Annotated in this window: 20 protein-coding genes; 12 read left to right on the forward strand and 8 right to left on the reverse strand. The window is 59.2% G+C overall.

Annotation, left to right across the window (positions count from 1 at the left end):
* The first annotated feature begins 74 nt into the window (after nt 1-74).
* From R5M92_RS11465 to R5M92_RS11485, 5 genes are all read left to right on the forward strand, one after another.
* Nucleotides 75-1,025, forward strand: coding sequence for a LysR family transcriptional regulator (locus tag R5M92_RS11465; protein ID WP_346796073.1), 951 nt, complete (start codon nt 75-77; stop codon nt 1,023-1,025).
* Between the two features lie 73 nt (nt 1,026-1,098).
* A complete protein-coding gene (locus R5M92_RS11470; protein WP_346796074.1) occupies nt 1,099-1,974 on the forward strand; it encodes an AEC family transporter in 876 nt (291 codons plus the stop codon).
* Nucleotides 1,975-2,045: 71 nt separating this feature from the next.
* The gene (locus R5M92_RS11475; RefSeq protein ID WP_346796075.1) at nt 2,046-3,224 is read left to right on the forward strand and encodes a PQQ-dependent sugar dehydrogenase; all 1,179 of its coding nucleotides are present in this window, start codon (nt 2,046-2,048) and stop codon (nt 3,222-3,224) included.
* A 159-nt stretch (nt 3,225-3,383) separates the two neighbouring features.
* Entirely contained in the window at nt 3,384-4,835 is a 1,452-nt protein-coding gene (locus R5M92_RS11480; RefSeq protein ID WP_346796076.1) for a sensor histidine kinase, read from the forward strand.
* Nucleotides 4,836-4,876: 41 nt separating this feature from the next.
* The gene (locus R5M92_RS11485) at nt 4,877-6,280 is read left to right on the forward strand and encodes a sigma-54 dependent transcriptional regulator (RefSeq protein WP_346796077.1); all 1,404 of its coding nucleotides are present in this window, start codon (nt 4,877-4,879) and stop codon (nt 6,278-6,280) included.
* Between the two features lie 30 nt (nt 6,281-6,310).
* Here the strand turns inward: R5M92_RS11485 and R5M92_RS11490 are convergent, their stop codons facing one another.
* Together R5M92_RS11490 and R5M92_RS11495 are read right to left on the reverse strand one after the other, a co-directional pair.
* On the reverse strand, nt 6,311-6,529 hold the full coding sequence (locus R5M92_RS11490; protein WP_346796078.1) for a hypothetical protein: 219 nt from the start codon (nt 6,527-6,529) through the stop codon (nt 6,311-6,313).
* 501 nt (nt 6,530-7,030) lie between these two features.
* Nucleotides 7,031-7,426, reverse strand: coding sequence for a hypothetical protein (locus tag R5M92_RS11495; protein WP_346796079.1), 396 nt, complete (start codon nt 7,424-7,426; stop codon nt 7,031-7,033).
* Between the two features lie 484 nt (nt 7,427-7,910).
* Between R5M92_RS11495 and R5M92_RS11500 the strand changes: the two genes are divergently transcribed.
* From R5M92_RS11500 to R5M92_RS11515, 4 genes are all read left to right on the forward strand, one after another.
* Nucleotides 7,911-9,158 (forward strand): glycine betaine/L-proline ABC transporter ATP-binding protein, encoded by a 1,248-nt coding sequence (locus R5M92_RS11500; RefSeq protein ID WP_346799351.1) that lies wholly within the window; start codon nt 7,911-7,913, stop codon nt 9,156-9,158.
* 5 nt (nt 9,159-9,163) lie between these two features.
* On the forward strand, nt 9,164-9,994 hold the full coding sequence (locus R5M92_RS11505; protein ID WP_346799353.1) for a proline/glycine betaine ABC transporter permease: 831 nt from the start codon (nt 9,164-9,166) through the stop codon (nt 9,992-9,994).
* 179 nt (nt 9,995-10,173) lie between these two features.
* A complete protein-coding gene (locus R5M92_RS11510) occupies nt 10,174-10,605 on the forward strand; it encodes a universal stress protein (protein ID WP_346796080.1) in 432 nt (143 codons plus the stop codon).
* 65 nt (nt 10,606-10,670) lie between these two features.
* Entirely contained in the window at nt 10,671-12,341 is a 1,671-nt protein-coding gene (locus tag R5M92_RS11515; protein ID WP_346796081.1) for a BCCT family transporter, read from the forward strand.
* A 127-nt stretch (nt 12,342-12,468) separates the two neighbouring features.
* On the opposite strand, the gene R5M92_RS11520 is transcribed toward R5M92_RS11515, so the two are convergent.
* From R5M92_RS11520 to R5M92_RS11530, 3 genes are all read right to left on the reverse strand, one after another.
* On the reverse strand, nt 12,469-13,194 hold the full coding sequence (locus tag R5M92_RS11520; RefSeq protein ID WP_346796082.1) for a 3'-5' exonuclease: 726 nt from the start codon (nt 13,192-13,194) through the stop codon (nt 12,469-12,471).
* Complete coding sequence (locus R5M92_RS11525; RefSeq protein ID WP_346796083.1) at nt 13,191-15,104, reverse strand: DUF294 nucleotidyltransferase-like domain-containing protein; 1,914 nt, start codon at nt 15,102-15,104, stop codon at nt 13,191-13,193. The genes R5M92_RS11520 and R5M92_RS11525 overlap by 4 nt, the downstream gene beginning before the upstream one ends.
* 228 nt (nt 15,105-15,332) lie before the next feature.
* Complete coding sequence (locus R5M92_RS11530; RefSeq protein ID WP_346796084.1) at nt 15,333-15,728, reverse strand: DUF4168 domain-containing protein; 396 nt, start codon at nt 15,726-15,728, stop codon at nt 15,333-15,335.
* A gap of 150 nt (nt 15,729-15,878) precedes the next feature.
* On the opposite strand from R5M92_RS11530, the gene R5M92_RS11535 reads away from it, so the two are divergent.
* Both R5M92_RS11535 and R5M92_RS11540 read left to right on the forward strand, forming a co-directional pair.
* The gene (locus R5M92_RS11535) at nt 15,879-16,799 is read left to right on the forward strand and encodes a DMT family transporter (RefSeq protein ID WP_346796085.1); all 921 of its coding nucleotides are present in this window, start codon (nt 15,879-15,881) and stop codon (nt 16,797-16,799) included.
* Between the two features lie 123 nt (nt 16,800-16,922).
* Nucleotides 16,923-17,612 (forward strand): EAL domain-containing protein, encoded by a 690-nt coding sequence (locus tag R5M92_RS11540; protein WP_346799355.1) that lies wholly within the window; start codon nt 16,923-16,925, stop codon nt 17,610-17,612.
* A 29-nt stretch (nt 17,613-17,641) separates the two neighbouring features.
* Here the strand turns inward: R5M92_RS11540 and mtgA are convergent, their stop codons facing one another.
* From mtgA to R5M92_RS11555, 3 genes are read right to left on the reverse strand one after another with little or no spacing between them, the layout of a single operon-like run.
* Nucleotides 17,642-18,367, reverse strand: a complete 726-nt coding sequence (gene mtgA / locus R5M92_RS11545; RefSeq protein WP_346796086.1) for a monofunctional biosynthetic peptidoglycan transglycosylase — start codon at nt 18,365-18,367, stop codon at nt 17,642-17,644.
* 50 nt (nt 18,368-18,417) lie between these two features.
* Nucleotides 18,418-19,272: an S-formylglutathione hydrolase gene (gene fghA, locus R5M92_RS11550; RefSeq protein ID WP_346796087.1), complete on the reverse strand. Its 855-nt coding sequence runs from the start codon at nt 19,270-19,272 to the stop codon at nt 18,418-18,420.
* A gap of 42 nt (nt 19,273-19,314) precedes the next feature.
* Complete coding sequence (locus R5M92_RS11555; RefSeq protein WP_346796088.1) at nt 19,315-20,424, reverse strand: S-(hydroxymethyl)glutathione dehydrogenase/class III alcohol dehydrogenase; 1,110 nt, start codon at nt 20,422-20,424, stop codon at nt 19,315-19,317.
* A gap of 127 nt (nt 20,425-20,551) precedes the next feature.
* Between R5M92_RS11555 and R5M92_RS11560 the strand changes: the two genes are divergently transcribed.
* Complete coding sequence (locus tag R5M92_RS11560) at nt 20,552-21,469, forward strand: LysR substrate-binding domain-containing protein (RefSeq protein ID WP_346796089.1); 918 nt, start codon at nt 20,552-20,554, stop codon at nt 21,467-21,469.
* Nucleotides 21,470-21,478: the final 9 nt, after the last annotated feature.

Here is a 21,478-nt window from a genome sequence, read left to right on the forward strand (position 1 = left end):
CGCGAATTATTTTCATTCATAGTAATCTATGCCACACTCCTCTCTCTTCAGTCCCGAATTGCAGCGTGCTCACCATGCATGATCTCGACGAACTGGCCGCGTTTGCCGCCGTCATGGAATCGGGTAGTCTGACCCGCAGCGCCCATGACCTGGGCCTGGCCAAGTCCACCTTGAGCCGACGCATCAGCCAGTTGGAAACCCGTCTGGGCCAGCCCTTGATGCGCCGGCAGGCCAATCGCTTGCTGCCCACCGAAGCCGGGCAGATGTTTCACGGCTATTGTCGCAAGATTCTGGAACTTGCCGAACAGAGCCAGTGCGCGCTGGACACCCTGCGTCACGAGGTCAGCGGAGAACTGGAAGTTCATGTCCATGGCAGTCTGGTACGCTCCTGGCTCTCCGAGGTGGTGTATCGCTTCATGGACCGCTACCCCGGCGTCAACCTGACGGTACGCACCTGCGATACTCCTCCCCAGAGCCCCGACACCCATGCCGTTACCCTGTGGCTGGGCCAATTTCCCGATGTCGGCTTGCGTCACGAGACCCTGGGTTGGCTCACTCGCAGTATTTACGCCCATCCCGATTATTTCGCGCGCGAGGGAACACCGGATCACCCCCGTGAGCTGGCTCACCACGCATGGGTGGATCTGCTCGGCGAGACGGACGACGGACTGGTACTGAACCATGCTCAGCTTGGAAGTTATCGCTTCTCCCCGCCCATTTCCCGGCTAAAGGTGGACCAGCACTGCCTGCACAATGACGCCCTGGCCCAAGGCCGGGGCCTGGGCGTGTTGGCCGACTGGTTGGCCGCACGGCGTGAAGATGCCCATCCCGGTTGCCTCCAGCGCTGCCTTCCCGGCTGGGCACCGGCTCCAATGGCGTTGAATGCGCTTCACGCTTTCGGTCATCAACCACGCAAGGTGACGGCCCTGATGGTACTGTTACGCGAGGCTGTCCCCGCCCCATGGAAGCCCGCTTCCCTTGCGGAAACCCAGCTTCCGTCCGGCAACGATCTCGCCTTCGGCTGAAGGCGCTGTTGCATCAGCCATTGCTCATTGATCACAATGCGTCGACATTGCGCATATCGACCAAGGAAACGCCATGCTCGCCGAACTGTTTGCCGTCATGGCGCCCGTACTGGCCGGTGCCGGCCTGGGATTCACCTGGGTGCGCCTGGGCCACCCCTACCCCATCGATTTCGTCACTCGGCTGGTCTTCAATATCGGTACCCCCTGCCTGGTATTGGCATCGCTTTCCGGTGCCCAGATCGAGGCATCAACATTCGGCCGAACCATGCTGGCAACCGCCATGGTGATCATCTGCATGGCGGCGGCCACGCTAGTGGTCGCTCGCCTGCTGCGTCGGGACTGGCGCGTGCTGCTGGCCCCCATGATGTACCCCAACACCGGCAACATGGGTTTGCCCGTGGTGCTTTATGCCTTCGGCAGCGCCGGCTTCGCCTACGGCATTACCATCATGGTCACCGTGTCGCTGTTTCAGTTCACCCTGGGCACGTTGCTTGCCAGCCGGGGCAATCCATTCAAGGCACTGGCGAAGACCCCGACCGTCTATGCCATCGTCATCTCCATGGCCCTGCTTTTGACCGACACCGCCTTGCCGCTGTGGCTGGCCAACAGCGTGGACTTGATGTCGGGCTTCACCGTCCCCCTGATGCTGATCACGCTCGGCGTCTCCCTGGCCAGCATTCAGGTCAGGAGCCTGCGCTCGGGTATCGGCTTCAGCCTGGTACGCATCCCCCTTGCCGCCACGGCGGCCTGGTTCATCGGTGGCTGGCTGGGTCTGCCGCCGATGGCCCAGGGGATTCTGGTCCTGCAGATGAGCATGCCGGTCGCGGTCTTCAATTACCTTTTCGCTCAGCGTTCGGGCCGTGAACCCGCCTATGTCGCAAGCCTGGTGTTCTGCTCGACGTTAATGGCCCTGGTCTATCTTCCCGTCCTGCTGGCCCTGCTCATGTAGTGTGAAGCGCCCCCTTTCAAGCCAGGCTTTGCTAGGGTTAGAAGACCCCCTCTGTGATATTCGGAGTCCTTATGCGCGACGTCACTTCAGCCTTGATAACCATGACGCTGGCCGTTCCCGTCATGTTCAGCTCCGCAGTGTTGGCCCAAGCGGAACCGTCCCAGGAGCAACTCATCGAAACCCGGCATCTTGACCTGCGCCTGGAGCGCGTGGTCCAGGATCTGGAGCAGCCGTGGTCGGTCGCCATTGTTGGCGATGGCTTTTTGATCAGCGAGCGCGCCGGGCGCCTGGTATGGGTCGATGCCGATGGGCAGAAACACACCTTGGAAGGCATGCCCGAGGTAAGTGCCCGGGGCCAGGGCGGATTGCTCGATATCTCCCTGCACCCACGCTTCGGTGACGGCGAGTCCCACGATTGGCTCTACTTCACCTGGAGCAAGCCGGAGCAGGACGGCACACTCACTGCCCTGTCGCGCGTGCGTGTTGAAACAGAAACGGCGACAGCCGGGAGTAACAGCAGCCTGACCCTGGGTGAGCCGGAGCTGCTGTTTCGCCAGAACCGCGCCTCCTCACCCACTCACCATTACGGCTCACGCCTGGCCTGGCTGCCCGACGAGACATTATTGATGACCATCGGCGATCGCGGTGACCCGCCACGTGCCCAGGACCTGGGCGACCATGCCGGTAGCGTCCTTCGCCTTACCGCCACGAGCGGCATTCCCGACGACAATCCCTTTGTCGACGATGCTGATACCGAGGATGCTCTCTTTACCGCGGGTAACCGCAACATTCAGGGATTGGCAGTGGATGCCGACGGCAGGGCCTGGGCAAGCGAACATGGTCCGCTCACCGGTGATGAACTCAACTTGTTGCAACCCGGCGAGAATTACGGCTGGCCCGAGGTCAGCCAGGGGCTGGATTACTCCACCCGTGAGCCGGTCGGTGTCGATTCGCTGCCCGGCATGCGCGGTGCGGTCTATGTCTACGAAGGCCGTTTTGCCCCTTCAGGCCTGGCCGCGGTGACCAGCGACCTTTTCCCCGCCTGGGAGAACAACCTGCTGGCAGGAGGTCTTAGCAGTGAACAACTGGTACGCTTGGTGATCGAAGATGACGATGTCGCGCGGACCGAGATGATTCTCGACGGAGAAGCCGGGCGCATTCGCGATGTTCGCCAAGGTCCGGATGGGGCTATCTATCTGCTCGAGGATGCCGACTCAGGCTCGCTGTACCGCCTTGTTCCTGCACAGTGAAAGGAATCCGGCATGCTTCTCGGCCCGCGAGGCAAGGCTTCAGCGGCCGACGGGATACATCGCTGTCGTCCATGAGCCAGACCAAATGCCCCAGACCACATGAGCAAGACCACATGAGCAAGACCAGCAGTACCGGAACCGCTTTCAAACGGACGTGCCATGCGCCTACGCAACTTGATTATCCTGACAGTGATCGTGCCGCTTTTCGTGGTGCTGGTGGTATTCAGCCTGGTGGCCATCAAGTCGCTGGAGGACAACGTTCGTTCCAAGCTGCAAACCGAAGTCGATATCATTACCCGCGCACTGAGCACCTCCCTGGGTTACGCCGTCACTCGGGAAAGCTCCACTCCGCTGGAAGAGGCCTTGCACTCCGCCTTCTCCTTCCATCGCATCTACGGCGCCTATGTATTCGACCGCCAAGGCCGGGAGATATACGGACTCGGGCTCGGCAAGGATCTGTTCAGTGACGAGGAAATCCGGGCCGTCATAGAACGCGACGAGTTGATGGGTGACTACCGCCGCCAAGAAGGATGGACCTATTACTCGGCGCTGATCCCCCTGCGCACACCCGAAGGCAACATCCGCGGTGTGATTCAGGTCAACCGCCTCAATACCGGCATCGAAAACTACACTGGCTTCATTAGCCTGGCGGCGGCGCTTGTGTTCGTGATTGGCGCCGGCGGGATCGTGTTCAGCATCTGGTGGGGATTTCGCCGTTATATCGAACGTCCGCTCACTCGGTTGCTGGGTGTCATGTTGCTGGTGGAGGATGGCGACCGCAGCCAGCGCGCCGAAATCGAAGGCCCGCTGGAATATCGTCGCCTGGCCTCGGGATTGAATGGCATGCTGGACGCCATGGCCGAGAAGGACGCCGACATCGAGATGCGGCGGCACAAGGAAATGGAGCTGGAAAGACGCCTGCGCAAGTCCAAGAAACTGGCGGAGCTGGGGGTGCTTGCCGCTGGCGTGGCGCATGAGATTGGCGCTCCATTGACGGTAATCAACGGCCAGGCGCAGCGCCTGTCGCGCCGCGAGGTCATCGGCGACGATGAACGCGCCCGTCTCGGTCGTATTCGCGGCGAGGTGGAGCGGATCGTCGAAATCGTGCGCCAATTGATGGACCTTGGGCGCCAACATAATGTCGAAAAGGACCGGCAACGCTTGGCCGACATAATCGACAATGCCCGCGCCCTGGTGGAGGAAACCCTGGACCGGCATAGCATTCGCCTGGAACTGGACCTTCCCGAGCCCTCCCCCGAGCTATTGGCGAACAAGCAACAGCTCGTTCAGGTATTGACGAACCTTTTGAGCAACGCGGCGCAAGCGGGCAATGTCAGGCGTATCCGCGTACACGCCCATCAACACGACGAGGAACTGCGCATCTGGGTGGAAGACGATGGTCCCGGCATTGCCAAGGCCAATCACAGCCAGGTCTTCGATCCCTTTTTCACCACCAAACCTGTCGGCAAGGGCAGCGGCCTTGGGCTCTCCATGGTCCACCGTATAATCAACGACCATGGCGGCACCATCGGGGTTTTCGATAGCCTCTTGGGCGGTGCCGGGTTCGAAATCATTCTGCCTTGTTCCGGTGTGTCGCCTAAGCTGAACTGACACCTGCCGATTTTTGATTAGTCACCTTGAGGATGAAACGCGTGAGCAACCAGGACAGTTCCCTCCCGATACTTGTTGTCGAGGATGACGCGGCCATTCGCGAGCTTCTAGAAGAAGAACTACAGGACGCCGGCTACACGACCCACGGTGTGGAAAGTGCCGAAGACGCCATTGCCCAACTGGGCCGGAACACCTTTGCCCTGATGGTTACCGATGTGCGCCTGCCCGGCATCAGCGGAATCGAGCTGCTGCAGAAACTGCGGGAGGGAGACAGCAGCATGGGCATTATCGTCATCACCGCCTTCGGCACCATCGATCAGGCGGTAGACGCCCTCAAGCTGGGTGCCGATGACTTCCTGACCAAGCCGTTGGACCTGGATGCCATCCGCGAGGCCGTGACCCGTGTACTGGAACGTCGCCAAGGGGGACCGCAGGACCTGCATGACGCCACGCACTTTCATGGCATCGTCGGTACAAGCGAAGCCATGCAGACACTGTTTCATGACGCCGCCCGCCTGGCCAAGAGCGATGCGCCGATCCTGGTCCTGGGCGAAAGCGGCACCGGCAAGGAGTTGCTGGCTCGCGCCATCCATGAGGAGAGCCCGCGCCATGGCGGCCCATTCATTGCCATCAACTGCGCCAGCATTCCCGCCGAGTTGATGGAAAGTGAATTCTTCGGCCACGTGAAAGGCGCCTTTACCGGCGCCAACGAATCCCGCAAGGGGCTGTTTCAAACCGCGCGGGGGGGCAGTCTATTTCTCGATGAAATCGGCGAGATGCCGCCCAAGCTGCAGGCCAAGTTGTTGCGCGCCTTGCAGGAGAAAACCGTACGTGCCGTGGGTGGGGAGCGCGAAGAGGCCGTGGATGTTCGTATCATCGCCGCCACCCATCGGGATCTGGAAAAGGAGATTCTCCAGGAGAATTTCCGCAGCGATCTCTTCTATCGTCTGGAAACTTTTTCCCTGCGTATACCTCCTTTACGAGAACGCGAAGGGGATATCGAACGGTTGATTTCCGCGTTGACCCACAAGCATGCCGAAGCCCAGGGCAAGCATATTGCCGGCATCGAGCCTTCCGCCTTGCGGGTCCTGCTGGATTACGCCTATCCGGGCAACGTGCGAGAGCTGGAAAATGCCATCATGCGCGCGGTGACATTGAGCGAGGATGGTACCTTGCGCCACCGCGACCTGCCGGAACGCTTGCGCGACCACGAGCCCATGCTTGACGCCGATAATGAAACCTCAGACGCGGCTCCCTCGGGCGAAGTGCTTCCCGGCACGCAACTCGCCCCACCCCAGCCGGCCCGCTGGCCGAGCCTGGAAGAGGTCGAGAAGCGCTATATTCGCAAGGTGCTGGAAGCCACCGGCGGCAATAAGCGCCGAACGGCCGAGGTCCTGGGCATTGCCCGTCGCACCTTGTACCGACGACTGGAGGAAGAAAGCTGAGCTCGGCCAGTATTTCTGTGTTCTATATTTCTATAGATCCTCCTCGCCATGCATATCCTGAGCGGCTTCATCCTCGGACATGGGGCCGTGGCCGTGGGGCTCTTCCGTCTGCGGTTCACCGGGAGGAGGGTCATCCGCACCGCAACCGCTCAACAAGGCACCTGCCAAAAGCGTCGTAAGCAGCAGCAAACCTGCCTTGGCGCGCGCGGAATGTTTCAGCGTTTCCTGGAGTCTTGCATATAGCATCATCACCTGCTCCTTGGTAAAGGTCCGTATCATCAAGCTAGCTGTAGAATGGCGCCGGAACAACGATTGCCGGCTATTTTCCAGCACTGACGCCACTGCAAACATCCGGCAAAAAAAACCCCGCTGGCGCGGGGTAAAGGATGACATGTGGCTTGATCGGCCGCAGGGAACAAACAGCTTTTGCCACATGCATCGAGGGATCGACACCCCTCCCTGAACGCAACTATGCAACTCCCGCCTTCTCTTTCAGCTACTGCTTGTACATCTAGCAATTAGAAGATCTGACATCACCTATGTCTAACACTGCCGATGTGATCAATCCCGTTATCACTTGGCCCAATACGCTATCGCTTCCCTTTGCCTGGTTTCTGTAACTGGTCTCGCTGAACCCGTGCCTCCTTGCACAAGGTTCTCACTAGGTGCCCTTCCTTGGGCGACATACCATCCCTGACTGATTCTTTACCTTCAACACTTGCGCAAAGACTAAATTCGTTGAATTGTCTCTTAATTCAGCTCTTCGTCATCGTCGGTCGGCATGGGATCGGTTTCTTCACCAAAACCCGATTCGTCTTCAACGAAACCCGATTCGTCGCCATCCTGCTCGGGCATTCTATTGAGCGGCTCTTCTCCGACACCAACTTCAGCGTCATTTTCGTTTTCGTTGACCATCGGCTCTTGTTCCATCTGCAGATCCGACTCGTCATCCGTCATTTCGGATTCGCGTTCGAGTGGCTCGGTCGGCTCGTACTCTTCCGGCGGCGTATCGACTTCAGGCGGCTCTTCGTCATCACCGCAACCGGTCAATGTCAATGTGCCAACCGTCAGGGCGATGATACAAGTGGAATACACCCATCCTCGTTTTTGACGCTTCATGTCAGCGACGCGACGTGTTGTACCCATGTTCTGCCTCCCAGCTTTTCATTACGCTTTGTCCATGTACTCAGCACATTCACGCTCCGTGCCAAACATTTCAATAAATTTAAAAACAATATAAATACAATAACTTAAATCTGACCAACCAATGGCTCATATAGTCTATTTCTTGGTACGACAAGCCTTGAAGATGGTGAAAAATGACACATGGGCCAGATATACCCACCCGGACCGACTCATTCCGACACGTGGGGCAGACAAGCAGAGGGGCTCTTATGTATAATCGTTTTTTATCAATTGGCGAAAAATACTCTTGTTTTCTTTATGAAAGGTATTTTTAGCGAGCTTTTTTAGAAAGTCTTTTTGGCTGAGCGCCATCCCGCCATGGGTTTTGCGTTGTCAACGCTGGGGTATGGCATTCTGAATTTGCCTGGCGGCATACCACTTCGGGCAGGTCGATTCATTCATCACATTTCACTTATGACACTTATTCATGACAAAGGCATCGCCGATGGACGAGACACGAAACGTCAAGATTCAGGTGCGCGGCTTGAGCAAGGTATTCGGCAAGCACCCGAAAAAAGCCCTGGAATTACGTGATCAAGGCCTTAAACGACCGGAAATTCTAGAGAAGACGGGGCAGACCCTGGGCCTCTCCAATATCGACTTCGATGTCTACGAAGGCGAGTTGCTGGTGATCATGGGTTTATCCGGCTCGGGTAAATCGACGCTGATTCGCTGTCTCAATCGCCTGATCGATACGACAGAAGGCGAGATCGTCATTGACGGCGAGAACATTCCGACCTTGAACGAGAAAGCCCTTCTGGAGTGCCGTCGCCGTCATTTTTCCATGGTATTTCAGAACTTCGCCCTGTTTCCCCATCGCACGGTACAAAAGAACGCTGAGTTCGGCCTGGAAATACGCGGGGTGTCCAAGCAGGAGCGTGAAGAGATCGCCCGCAACTCGCTCAAGCAGGTAGGGCTCGACGGCTGGGAAGACGCTTATCCCAACCAGCTTTCCGGCGGCATGCAGCAGCGCGTCGGCCTAGCCCGCGCCCTGGCCAACGACGCCACGGTTCTGCTCATGGACGAGGCATTCTCCGCCCTCGATCCGCTTATCCGCAAGGATATGCAGCAGGAACTGCTGGAACTGCAGACGCGGATGAAGAAGACAACCATCTTCATCACCCACGATCTGGATGAAGCGCTGAGCATCGGTGACCGCATCGTCCTGCTCAAGGACGGCGAGGTGGTTCAGATCGGTACTCCCGAAGAGATCCTGACTCAGCCTGCCGACGAGTATGTGCGCCGTTTCATCGAAGGAGTGGACCGCTCGCGTATCCTGACCGCCGAAAATGCCATGCGCAAGGTACGCACCACCGTGCGCGATACCGACGGGCCACGTACCGCCTTGCGCAAGATGCATGAGAATGCCATCGACTCCATCTATGTCACCCGCCGCGACCGCACGCTGGTCGGCCTGCTCGAGGCCGATGCCGCCAAGTCGCTGATCAAGTCGGGCAAGGAGAGCATTACCGATGGCATGACCCAGGACTTCCGCGTCGTGGGGCCGGAAGAACCGATGCATAACCTCTTCGCCATGTTCAGCGAAAAGGGCTTCCCAATCGCGGTGACCGATGATCAGCGGCGATTGCTTGGCGTGGTGGTCAAGGGTGCCGTCCTCGACGAACTGGCACAGGCGGCAGAGGGGGCAGAGGTAATGCCGACCGCCGAAACAACAGCGGCAGGAGAACAGTGATGGCTATCGAAATCCCGCGCATTCCGCTGGGTCAGTGGATCGAAGGCGGCCTGGACTGGCTGACCAGCGAATTTTCCGTCGTGACACGCGGCATTTCCCGCTTTACCCAGACCGGCATCGAGGGGCTCAACGAGACGCTGATGCTGCTGCCCCCCTGGGCATTGCTGCTGATCATTGTCGGGATCTGCTGGTGGCTCGCCAGCCATCGACTGGCGATTGGCGCCGCCCTGGGCCTGGCGTTGATCTGGAACCTGGATCTATGGGATCCCATGATCGAGACGCTGACGCTGGTTGTGTTCGCCACTCTGGTGGCGGTGTTGATCGCCCTGCCCGTCGGCATTGCGGCGGCGCTCTCCGAGCGGCTCTATCGAGTCATCATGCCGGTGCTGGACTTCATGCAGACCATGCCCGCATTCGTCTACCTGATCCCGGCGATACCCTTCTTCGGCATCGGTTCGGTGTCGGCGATCTTCGCCACGGTAATCTTCTCCATGCCACCGGCCATTCGTTTCACCACGCTGGGCATCCGCCAGGTACCGGTGGAATTGATCGAAGCCGCCGATGCCTACGGGGCGACCCGGAGCCAGAAGCTGTTCAAGGTACAGTTGCCGATGTCACTGCCCACCGTAATGGCCGGCATCAACCAGACCATCATGTTGGCACTCTCCATGGTCGTGATCGCGGCGATGATCGGGGCCGACGGGCTGGGCAGCGAAGTCTGGCGGGCCATTCAACGCTTGCGTCCCGGTGACGGTTTCGAAGCAGGCATCGCGGTGGTAATCCTAGCGATGCTGCTGGATCGCCTCACCCAGTCGCTGCGGCGCTCGCGCAAGTAAGCAACGCCATTGATCGAGAGGAGAAACTTGCATTCTCTTCCCGTTTACCCATGCTGAATGGCGCGACCATGAATAATCTTTATTGGTTTGGGTAGCGGCGATAAGCATCTCAGCCGAAGGTCCGCGACGTGGGTGCCTTCGGCCCGCGTTCTCCCTGCCCTCAAGACCAGGAGACTACAATGTTCAACAAGATCATGATCCCCGTGGATTTGGCCCATCTCGACGCCATCAAGCCGGCCCTGGACGTAGCCGCCGACATGGCGGGTCAATACCAGGCGTCGATCTGCTACGTGGGAGTCACTGCTACCACTCCCGGCAGCGTGGCCCGCACGCCGCAAGAGTATGAACAGAAACTGCAGGCCTTTGCCCAGGCTCAACACGAGGCTCACGGGCATCCGGTGGATAGCAAGATGATCGCCTCTCCCGACCCGACCGCCGACCTCGATGATGACTTGATCCAGGCCATCGAGGACACCCAGGCGGACCTGGTCATCATGGCAACGCACTTGCCCAAGCACCTGGATGCCATAATGCCCTCCCATGGCGGCAAGGTCGCATCGCATACCAAGGCATCGATCCTGCTGGTAAGGCCCCCGGAAACATCGCGCTAGATATCCAGCAACTGCATCCAAGCGGACAAGCAGCCGTATTTTCTAAACGCTAACGGAGAGCACCTGTGGATAACACTCCTCACGATAAACCCTCTTCCGAGGCTCCTGCTTCGGAAGGTATACCCGCCCCGGAAGGCGCGGCGAACCTGATCGATACCGATTATGTCATCGGCCAGGACAATATCACTGCCTCGCCCATGGGGATCAACGTGGACCTGCACGGCAAGGTCTTCATGTTCTCTTCCCTCGTCATCCTACTGTTCGTGATTTTCACGTTGGCCATGCAGGCTCAGATGGAGCCGATCTTCAACAGCATGTTCAGCTTTTTGACCACCAAGCTTGGCTGGGTGTTTCTGCTGGGTGCCAATGTCTTTGTCATTCTCGCTTTAGTACTGATCTTTACGCCGTTGGGTAAAGTACGCATCGGTGGCGCCAATGCCAAACCGGACTTTGGCTATCTTGGCTGGTTTGCGATGCTATTCGCTGCGGGTATGGGCATCGGCCTTATGTTTTATGGCGTCTCCGAGCCGCTGGGCCACTACGGCACCGCCATGGGCGGTATCAGCGTCGGTGAGGATGGTATGCGCACTGACTGGGCACCTCTGGGGGCCGCCGAAGGCGACCAGGCGGGCGCCGTCTCGTTGAGCATGGCCGCCACTATCTTTCACTGGGGCCTTCACCCTTGGGGCGCCTACGCCATTGTCGGCCTGTCGCTGGCGATCTTCGCCTTTAACAAGGGCCTGCCGCTCACCATGCGTTCAATTTTTTATCCCATCCTGGGTGAGCGCGTATGGGGCTGGCCAGGGCATGTCATCGATATACTGGCCGTATTCGCCACTCTGTTTGGCCTAACCACCTCGTTGGGGCTAGGCGCGACCCAGGCTTCGGCGGGCCTTAACTACCTCTTCGGCATTCCCGACACCAACGCCACCTTGATACTGCTGATCCTCGGTATCACCTTGATCGCGCTGGGTTCCATCATGTTGGGTGTGGATAAAGGCGTGCAGCGCCTCTCGCAGCTCAACATGGCACTGGCGCTGCTGCTGATGCTTTTCGTGATCCTGGTGGGGCCGACACTAATGATCGCTACCGGTGTCGCTGAGAACCTGATTGCCTATGTGGTCAACCTGCCGGCGCTCTCCATGCCGTTCGGGCGCGAAGATGCCAATTTCTCACAGGGCTGGACAGCCTTTTATTGGGCCTGGTGGATCGCATGGTCGCCGTTCGTCGGCATGTTTATTGCCCGCGTTAGCCGTGGCCGCAGCGTGCGCGAATTTTTGATCGCCGTACTGGTGGTGCCCACCCTGGGTTCGGTGATCTGGATGACCGCCTTCGGCACCACCGCGATTGACCAGGTCATCAACCAAGGCATCACCGAGGTGCAGGATGCCGCGCTTGAGCTGCAGCTCTTCACGATGCTGGAGCACCTGCCGTTGACGGCCATCACCTCCTTTGTCGGCATTGTTCTGGTCATTGTGTTCTTCGTGACCTCGTCAGACTCCGGCTCGTTGGTAATCGATTCCATCACCGCCGGTGGCAAGGTCGACGCGCCTAAACCCCAGCGTATCTTCTGGGCGCTGATCGAAGGCGCGCTCGCCATCGCCCTGCTGCTAGGCGGCGGCCTCGCCGCGTTGCAAACGGCGGCGCTGACAACCGGCCTTCCCTTCACCCTAGTGTTGCTGGTGGGCTGCTACGCCATCGTCAAAGGATTGATGAGCGAGCCGCGCGGTAGCTGATTCGCTGGTAGTCCATAATCTAGCGAATAAATAATCTAGCTAGTACAAGCCAGCTAAAAAACGGACAGCCTCCTCGGCTGTCCGTTTTCGTTTGCGCATGGCGTTGCAGTACAAGGCTTGAGTTGGCCTAACACCACAAGGCCCGCAGCGGAGTATCGGGCTGGTAGTTCGTCGCTATCTGGGCTTGGAAGAGCTCGGCGGTGGCCAGGGAATCGATCAGCGCGTGGTGACCGTGATACGCCGGCAAGCCGTATCGTGCCCGGCTGGCATCGAGTCGAATCGACACCGGTGGGCGCCCCACCCAGCGCTGGAAACGCGCCCATATCGATTGACGGTACCGGCGCGCTTCAAGGGACATGGTATCGATCATGGGAAATATCACGCTGTCCCCCCGTCGGGCTTTTACCGCCGCATCGAGAAACGGCCTTTCGATATTGCGAAAATGTACCACGACGATCCGCCCGGCCAGATGCTCCAGCAGCTCGTCGAGTATCGCGTCGAGATCAGGTGCCGTTGCGATTTCCGAATGGGTAATACGGTGATGGGCGATGGAGCTTTCCGCCAGCACTCGGGGTGGATTCACCACCCAGTAACGCCGTTCGCTCAGCCGGATGCGATCCAGCGTGAAGGGGACGATCCCGACACTGACAATGGCATGCCGGCGCTCGTCAAGGCCCGTGGTTTCCATGTCCAGCGCTACCAGCGGGACCTCGGCGATAGGCGTATCGGGGTGAGGTGGCGGCGTGGCGAAGAACCGCGCTACCGCCGGATCGCGGGCCTGGCCAGCCCGCTGGGCCATGTATCCCGTCCAATCCGCCTGGGAGTGTTTTCGGCGTGGGCGAATCAATGTCATCGTACATCTCGCCGGTTGGTGGGCCGGGGATAACGAAACTTGAGAAATTTCTGGGCGTTGCTGAGTATCTGGAAAGCATCCTTGAGGGTATGGCGCTCGCTGTCCGCCACGTTTTCCGGCTCGATGTTGTTGTCCGGTTGGCGCTCCTCTTGCAGATCGATAGCCTGGTGGCGGATACGCACCATGCACATGAACTCGAAGGCATACCGCAACTTGTCCGCAACGCCGATCGCCAACAGCGGTGTCTGGGCGATGTCATCCAGGCGCTGGAAGGAATTCTGTGAACTCGACCCGCAGGCCAGGGCGTGGACGCGGATCAGATCCACCATCGGTGCGGTTCCTCGCCGTTTGATATTGATCGAATTGTTGTGCTTGCCGTCCTTTTCCATTACGAAAGTACGAAAGAACCCCAGCGGCGGTGTGCGGTTGAGCGCGTTGCGTGCCATGGCGGCCAGAAACAAGGGATTGTTAGGCGCCAGGTTGACGATCAGGTCCTGCAACTGCTCGACAAGCGTTTCTTCACCGTAGAGGCTATCCAGATCGAAGAAGATGGAGCTGTGCAGCAGGCGTTCAGGGGTGGGGCGCTCGATCCAGCCGGTGAAATACGACTTCCACACCCGCAAGGGCTGGCGCCACTTGGGATTGGTTGCCATGACATCACCCTTGCAATAGGTATAGCCGCAAGCATCCAGGCCGTCGCTGACGAATTTGGCCAGGGCGGCAAAATACTCGTCGTCGCGCTCGGGGACGAAATCATCCGCCAGCACCAGAGCGTTATCCTGGTCGGTAACGATGGTTTGCTCGTTACGCGCCATCGAGCCGTTGACCATGAAGCTGTAGGCCACCGGCGGCGGACCCAGCTTTTCTTCAGCCAGCTCCAGCAGGCGTCGGGTAAAACTGCGCCCTACCGTGGACAGGGCGCTGCCCACCATGTGGGAGTTGGCTCCCTCCTCCACCATGCGCACAAAAGCCTGCCGTACCTCCGGCGCCAGACGGGCCAGTCCCTCCACACTCGATTGATGGAAAATATTGCCGACCAGGTAGAGCCCGCTTTGGGTTTCGTAGCGAATGATATCCGACAGATGCACGATCCCCACCGGCCGGCGCCGATAGAGTACCGGCAGGTGCTGCACGTTATTGCGCAGCATGGTCAGCATGGCTTCGTAGACCGACTCATCGGACTGGATCGAAACCAATCGCTGGGAAATCACCTCCCCCACCGGGGTCTCGGGCGGTAGCCCATGCGCCACGACGCGGGTTCGGAAATCACTATCGGTCAGAATTCCACGTATCTGCCAGGTACGTTCTTCGCTATCGGTAAAACTGCGGCGGGGATCGTCGTCGGCTTCTTCAAGCACCAAGACTGCAGACGCCTGAGCCTCGGTTACCTGCTGTGCCGCTACTCGGATGCTGGTCGTCGTTTCCACCATCACCGGGTAACGCGACAGTAGCTTGCGGACCCGAGTGATCATCATGTCGTTGTCTTTTCGTTGCTGCTTTACGGCGGACTCCAGGCGCGGCCGTTCCAGCTCGACGAAATCGGCGAAGTGGTTATCCTCCTCGCACAGCTGCTGAAACACCTCGTCGGGAACGAAGTAGATCAGCGTATCTTCTATCGCCGTGGCGGGAAAACGAGCCTTGTGATTACGGAGCAAGCTGAAGTGGCCGAAGATATCGCCTTCGCCGAGACGATTATAAAGCTCCCCCCCACTTCGATAGACTTCGACGGCCCCGCTACGTATGTAGTGCAGATGACCCAGCGGCTGATCCAACTCCAGTATCGGCGTGCCAGCCTTGAAATAACTAACTTCCACCCGGCTGGCAATCAGCTCCAGCAAATCATCCGAGAGCGTGTCAAAAGGCGGGTGCTTGCCCAAATGCTCGTATATTTCCAGAAGCTCCGTTTCCATACCGCCCCCATATCCTAGTATCGCCTGCCAGCAATTAGTCTGGCGTGCCGCAAAATGCACGTAAAGCCTTTCTTGATCGGCCGACCCTGCCCTCTTGACGCAAAAAGCCGCTCCTTTCTGGGAGCGGCTTTATCGGCAGCATGATAACTGCGACTGCCTCAGGTTCGTTATCTCAACGAAATCTGGCAGTATGCACCCGTCAGGTGCGCAATAGGCTACGAGGTTGGATCAGGACTGAGCCATTCCCTGTACGCGCTGCATCATCTCAGGATCTTGCTGGATAGCCTGACCGATGGCATTGAAGGTATCCACATCCAGACCGCTGTTTTCCACGGCTTCGACCATCTTGTCGTTAGCCTCGGTACGGACTTCCTGCTGAGTGGACTCATCTTCCGCACCATGCAGGCGTTCAGTGTACTCTTGCGAGATCACGGCGATTTCCTGAGCGGCATCGGCGAACTGCTGCAGTTCCTGATCAGAGAAATCCTGTGCTGCCGGGGCCGCTTGCTGGGTAGTGGCCGGGTCTTGAGCAGAGTTCTGAGTGGTCTCCTGGGCATTGGCGGTAGCCGCCATCAGGCCAGTGGCGAGCAGAGCGGCTGAAAACAGAGCGGTAATCCGTTGCATGTGTAAACCTCGCGATACGTGCTATGAATGTGCCCCTGTGACGCTTCGCTCCCATTCAGGTTCCAACTTTAATGTATCGAAATGTAAGAACACGAAAGCAGGAATTGCAGGTATGCCAACTTCTTTATTAGCCGCAATGGAAAAGCCGCAATGATCAGTGCCGAAAAACATGCCTCCGCTTCCACCATCGGCCTTGCCGTCATGCCGGTAGTGTTCGTGGCCCTGTGGAGTACCGGTTTCATCGGTGCCAAGTTCGGCCTGCCCTATGCCGAGCCCTTCACTTTTCTGTTTATTCGCTTTGTGCTGACCTTGGCGCTGCTTTTGCCCCTGGTCATGCTCATGCGTATCGAATGGCCCCGCGGCATCCGTCTATGGGCGCACATCGGCGTTACCGGATTGCTGGTACACGGCACATATCTGGGTGGCGTCTTCTACGGAATCTACCTGGGAATGCCCGCCGGCCTTACCGCCCTGCTGGTAGGATTGCAGCCGCTACTGACCGCTGCCTGCGCCGGCCCCTTGCTGGGGGAGCGCCTGACACCTCGCCAGTGGCTGGGCCTGGCCCTGGGTTTGGCAGGCATCAGCCTGGTACTGGGAAGCAAGTTGGAGCTTGGCGAATCGTTGTTTCAGGGATTCGGTCTCGGTGCGCTGCTGTGTGTCGTGGCGGCACTGGGTGGCATCTCCCTGGGAACCCTTTACCAGAAGCGCTTCTGTACCAGCATGCCGCTGCTCTCCGGCGCTGCAATCCAGTACATGTCCGCCGGCGTATTGCTGGGAGCGGGAGCCCTGCTCTTCGAAACCCGGCAGGTGGCGTGGACACCAACATTCGTCCTGACGCTAGGTTGGTTAGTGCTGGTATTATCGATAGCCGCTATTCTGCTGCTGATGGCCTTGATCAAGCGTGGTGAAGCCTCACGGGTAGCCAGTCTCTTCTATCTCGTGCCGCCGGTCACCGCCTTGCAGGCCTGGTGGCTCTTCGATGAACGCCTTCCGCTCCTGGGACTGGTCGGCATGGTGGTGGCGATCGTCGGGGTAGTGCTGGTAATCCATAAAGGCACGGCCCGCTCTTGATCTTGCTTGCCTCTTTCTTGTTGTTCAATCGCCAGGATGCGTATGACTCATTCAGAAACTCATTGTGCTCGCGTTGCGGGCCGGTGCAATCGCTGTGACACGCCCGCGCCCTTTCCCTTCACGATGGCATTCCAGCCTATCGTCGATGTCACCGCCCAACATGTCGTCTATTACGAAGCACTGGTTCGCGGTCCCCAGGGTGAGTCTGCGGGCAGTATTCTGGGGCAAGTAACCGATGATCTCTTGTACCGGTTCGATCAAGCCTGCCGGATCAAGGCCATCGAACTGGCAAGCCGTCTGGAGATGCAAGAAAGCTTGTCCATCAACTTCCTGCCCAATGCCGTCTATGAGCCTTACGCCTGCATTCAGGCCACCCTCGAAACGGCCCAACGCGTCGGTTGGCCGGTTAATCGTCTGAATTTCGAGATCACCGAGTCCGAGCGCGTCCAGGATCGCAGCCACTTGCGCCGCATTATCGATAGCTATCGGGAGATGGGCTTTTCCACCTCGCTGGATGACTTCGGTAACGGCTACGCCAATCTCGATCTGTTGACGGACCTTCAGCCCGACTCGCTCAAGATAGACCGGGAATTGGTGATGGGATGTAATAACGACCATCGCCGCCAGGCCATTCTGCGTAGCGTCGTGGTACTGGCTGATAATCTGGGTACGAAGCTGGTGGCCGAGGGAGTGGAAACCCGAGAGGAGTCACGCTGCCTTGTCGACCTGGGCATCGCCGTCCAGCAGGGTTTCTACTTTTCCCGCCCCAACCTGGAAGCACTGGCGACTATCGACCCGCAAAAGTACCTTTGACCATCATGAACATGTAAAGCGTCATGGTCTCAGGGTGAACTGATTCGCTCCAGGTACGCGGCCCCCCCCAGGTTGCGCATCTGCTGGCGTATCCACTGGCTACGCCTTTCCACCTGCGCATCCGGCCGCGAAGCGCTGCGCGTGCGAGGACTGGGCAGGATGGCCGCCAGCAAGCTGGCCTGGCGCTCGGTCAGTGCCGCCGCCGAAACGCCGAAGTAGTGCTGGGCCGCCGCTTCCAGGCCGAACACGCCACTATCCCATTCGGCTACGTTGAGGTAAATCTCCAGAATGCGCTGCTTGGGCCAGAGCGTCTCGATCAACAGGGTGAACCAGGCCTCCAGCCCCTTGCGCAACCAGCTGCGCCCACTCCAGAGAAAGACATTCTTGGCAGTCTGTTGGCTCAGGGTGCTCGCCCCGCGCAGGCGAGCGCCGTCCCGGCTGGCCTGCCAGGCTCGCTTGAGCTCCACCAGATCGAACCCGCGATGGTCGGGAAACCGCTGATCCTCGGCGGCTATCACCGCCATCTTGGCATGGCTCGCCATCGCCTCCCAACTACGCCACTGCCATTGCAGCGTGATGGGGTCGGCATCGATCCAGCTCTGTATCTTGCGTTCGACCATCACCATCGAGCCCGGTGGCGGCACCACACGAAACAGCAATACCAACGCCACGGACAGCAGCGCAAACGCCAGTGCGCCACGCCATAGCCAGCGCCACAACACGCGGGCCAGATGACGCAGCGCACGGGAAATCATTGAGAGCCGTTCTCCTTCACTAGGGAGGTGTCAGCGTTTCAGCATTGGCTTCAGCGCTTGAACAGATGCTCCGCATGATAGCGCAAATGGTCCTCGATAAACGAGGCGATGAAGAAGTAGCTATGATCATAGCCCGGCTGACGACGCAGGCTCAGCGGATGATCGTGGGCTTCGCAGACCGCTTCCAGGCGTTCCGGCTTGAGCTGCTCCTCGAGGAACTGGTCGGCCTCCCCCTGGTCGATGAACAGGCGCTGACGTGATGCGCCGTTGGCCACCAGCTCGCAGGCATCATACTGGCGCCAGCGCGACACATCGTCTCCCAGGTAGGCGGTGAATGCCGCTTCGCCCCAAGGGCAGGCGATGGGATTGACCACCGGCGAGAAGGCCGAGACCGAACGAAAGCGCCCGGGGTGGCGCAGGGCCAGAATCAAGGCGCCATGTCCGCCCATGGAGTGGCCGCTGATCGATTCACGGCCATTGACCGGAAAATGCTGACGCACCACCGACGGCAGCTCTTCGATCACGTAATCGTACATGCGATAGTGGGCTTTCCAGGGAGCCTGGGTGGCGTTGACGTAGAAGCCCGCACCCGAGCCCAGGTCATAGCTTTCATGCTCGCCGGGAAGGTCGGTACCCCGAGGGCTGGTGTCAGGACAGACGATGGCGACACCCAGCTCGGCGGCCACACGATGCGCCCCGGCTTTCTGCATGAAATTTTCGTCCGTGCAGGTCAATCCCGAAAGCCACCACAGCAGCGGTACCCGCTGCTCTTCGGCCTGGGGTGGCAGATACACGGCAAAGACCATCTCGCAATCCAGCGCCCGGGAATAGTGCCGGTAACGCTTGTGCCAGCCCCCAAAGCTACGGTTGGCCGAGACCAGTTCCAGTGTTTCACTCATGCTCATGAGGGCTCCTTGTGCGAACAGCGACGTGGCGTGGGTTGATGATCAGTAATGCAGGACGGTACGAATGCTCTTGCCGGCATGTAGCAGCTCGAAAGCCTCGTTGATCTTGTCGAAGGGCATGTCATGGGTGATGAACTCGTCGATCTTGATCTCGCCGTTCATGTAGCTTTCCACATAACCCGGCAGCTCGCTTCTGCCCTTGACACCGCCGAATGCCGAGCCCTTCCACACCCGACCGGTAACCAGCTGGAACGGGCGCGTGGATATCTCTTCGCCGGCACCCGCGACACCGATGATGATCGATTCACCCCAGCCCTTGTGGCAACACTCCAGCGCCGAGCGCATCACATTGACATTACCAATGCATTCAAAGGAATAGTCCACGCCGCCATCGGTCAAGTCAACGATCACCTGCTGAATCGGGTCGGAGTAATCCTTGGGATTGACGCATTCGGTGGCGCCGAACTGCTTGGCCAGCTCGAATTTATCCGGGTTCACGTCGATGGCGATGATCCGCGACGCCTTGGCCATCTGAGCGCCTTGGATAACCGCCAGGCCGATGGCACCCAGACCGAACACCGCCACCGTTGAGCCGGGCTCGACCTTGGCGGTGTTGAGTACGGCGCCGATGCCGGTGGTCACGCCGCATCCCAGCAGGCAGATCTTGTCCATGGGAGCTTCCTTGGATACCACCGCAAGCGAGACTTCGGGCAGTACGGTGTACTCGCTGAAGGTGGAGGTGCCCATGTAGTGATGAAGCATCTGGCCGTCGAGCGAAAAACGGCTGGTGCCGTCGGGCATGACGCCCTTGCCCTGGGTCGCACGCACGGCGCCGCACAGGTTGGTCTTGCCCGAGAGACAGAACTTGCACTTGCCGCATTCGGCGGTATACAGCGGGATCACATGGTCGCCGGGCTTGACGCTGGTCACGCCCTCGCCCACTTCTTCGACGACACCCGCGCCTTCATGCCCCAGCACCGCCGGAAAGTTGCCCTCGGGATCGGCCCCGGAAAGCGTATAGGCATCGGTGTGGCAGACGCTGGTGGCCGCCATGCGCACCAGGGCTTCACCGGCCTTGGGACCTTCGACGTCGATCTCGACAAGCTCGAGGGGCTTTCCTGCGGCAAGCGCGACAGCGGCACGTGATTTCATGGCTTACTCCTGAGCTAAGGTCTGGATGATAGGCGTAGCAGTGTAGGGCAGCTGACAGGGGGGAATAAAGCCGGGTAAACTCACAAGATTATTGCTGCTGAGCAATAATCGATCCGCAGGAGAGTTCATGCAGCACTGGGACCGTGTTGAAGCGTTTATCGAAGTGGTGCGCCAGGGCACCTTCTCGGCCGCCGCCCATCGGCTCAAGGTATCGACATCGCATGTCAGCCGCCTGGTGGGTCAGCTGGAGAACCAGCTCGGCGTACAACTCCTTTACCGCACGACACGTCAGAGCCGCCTGACCGATGCCGGAGCTCTCTATTTCGAGCATTGCCATCAGCTTTTCGATGGCCTGCGCGAGGCGGAAAGCGCGCTCAACGAACTACAGGCCGTGCCTCGGGGAGTATTACGTATTACCGCCGCCACTACCTTCGGCGAGCGCTATATCGCCCCGCTGGTCAATGATTTCCAGTGCCTGCATCCGCAGCTGGATATTCATCTGCATTTTACCAACCGCTCGGTCGAGCTGATCGATGAAGGCTTCGATATCGCCATTCGCATGGGGGTACTGAAGGATTCCAGCCTGATCGCAAGGCGGCTTTGCGAGCGCCGGGAATTCGTCGTCGCCACACCGGACTACTTCGCCCGGGCGGGCACGCCTCACTCTCTCGGCGAGCTTAGCCGCCACCAATGCCTGGTAGGGTCACGCAACAGCTGGCTGTTCGAGGTGGCGGGGCAGCGCAAGGAGGTGCGGGTCGAGGGACGCTGGCAAGGCAATTCCGGCCCCGCCCTTCTGGATGCCGCGCTGAAGGGGTTGGGGATCGCCCAGCTACCCGACTACTACGTCGAGCCGCACCTGCGCAGTGGCGCGCTGCGAGCCGTGCTAGGGGCGTTTCAACATCACGATACGGCGGTATGGGCGGTGTATCCTCGCCACCGGCACCTCTCGCCCAAGATTCGCCAGTTCGTCGATTTCCTGGTGGAGCGGCTACCGCCGACGCTGCCTGGAGAAATCAAGCACGCCTTCGCCACGGCCCAGCGCTGACGCTCGGTA

This window comes from Halomonas sp. Bachu 37 (genome assembly GCF_039691755.1).
Taxonomy (GTDB): domain Bacteria; phylum Pseudomonadota; class Gammaproteobacteria; order Pseudomonadales; family Halomonadaceae; genus Vreelandella; species Vreelandella kashgarensis.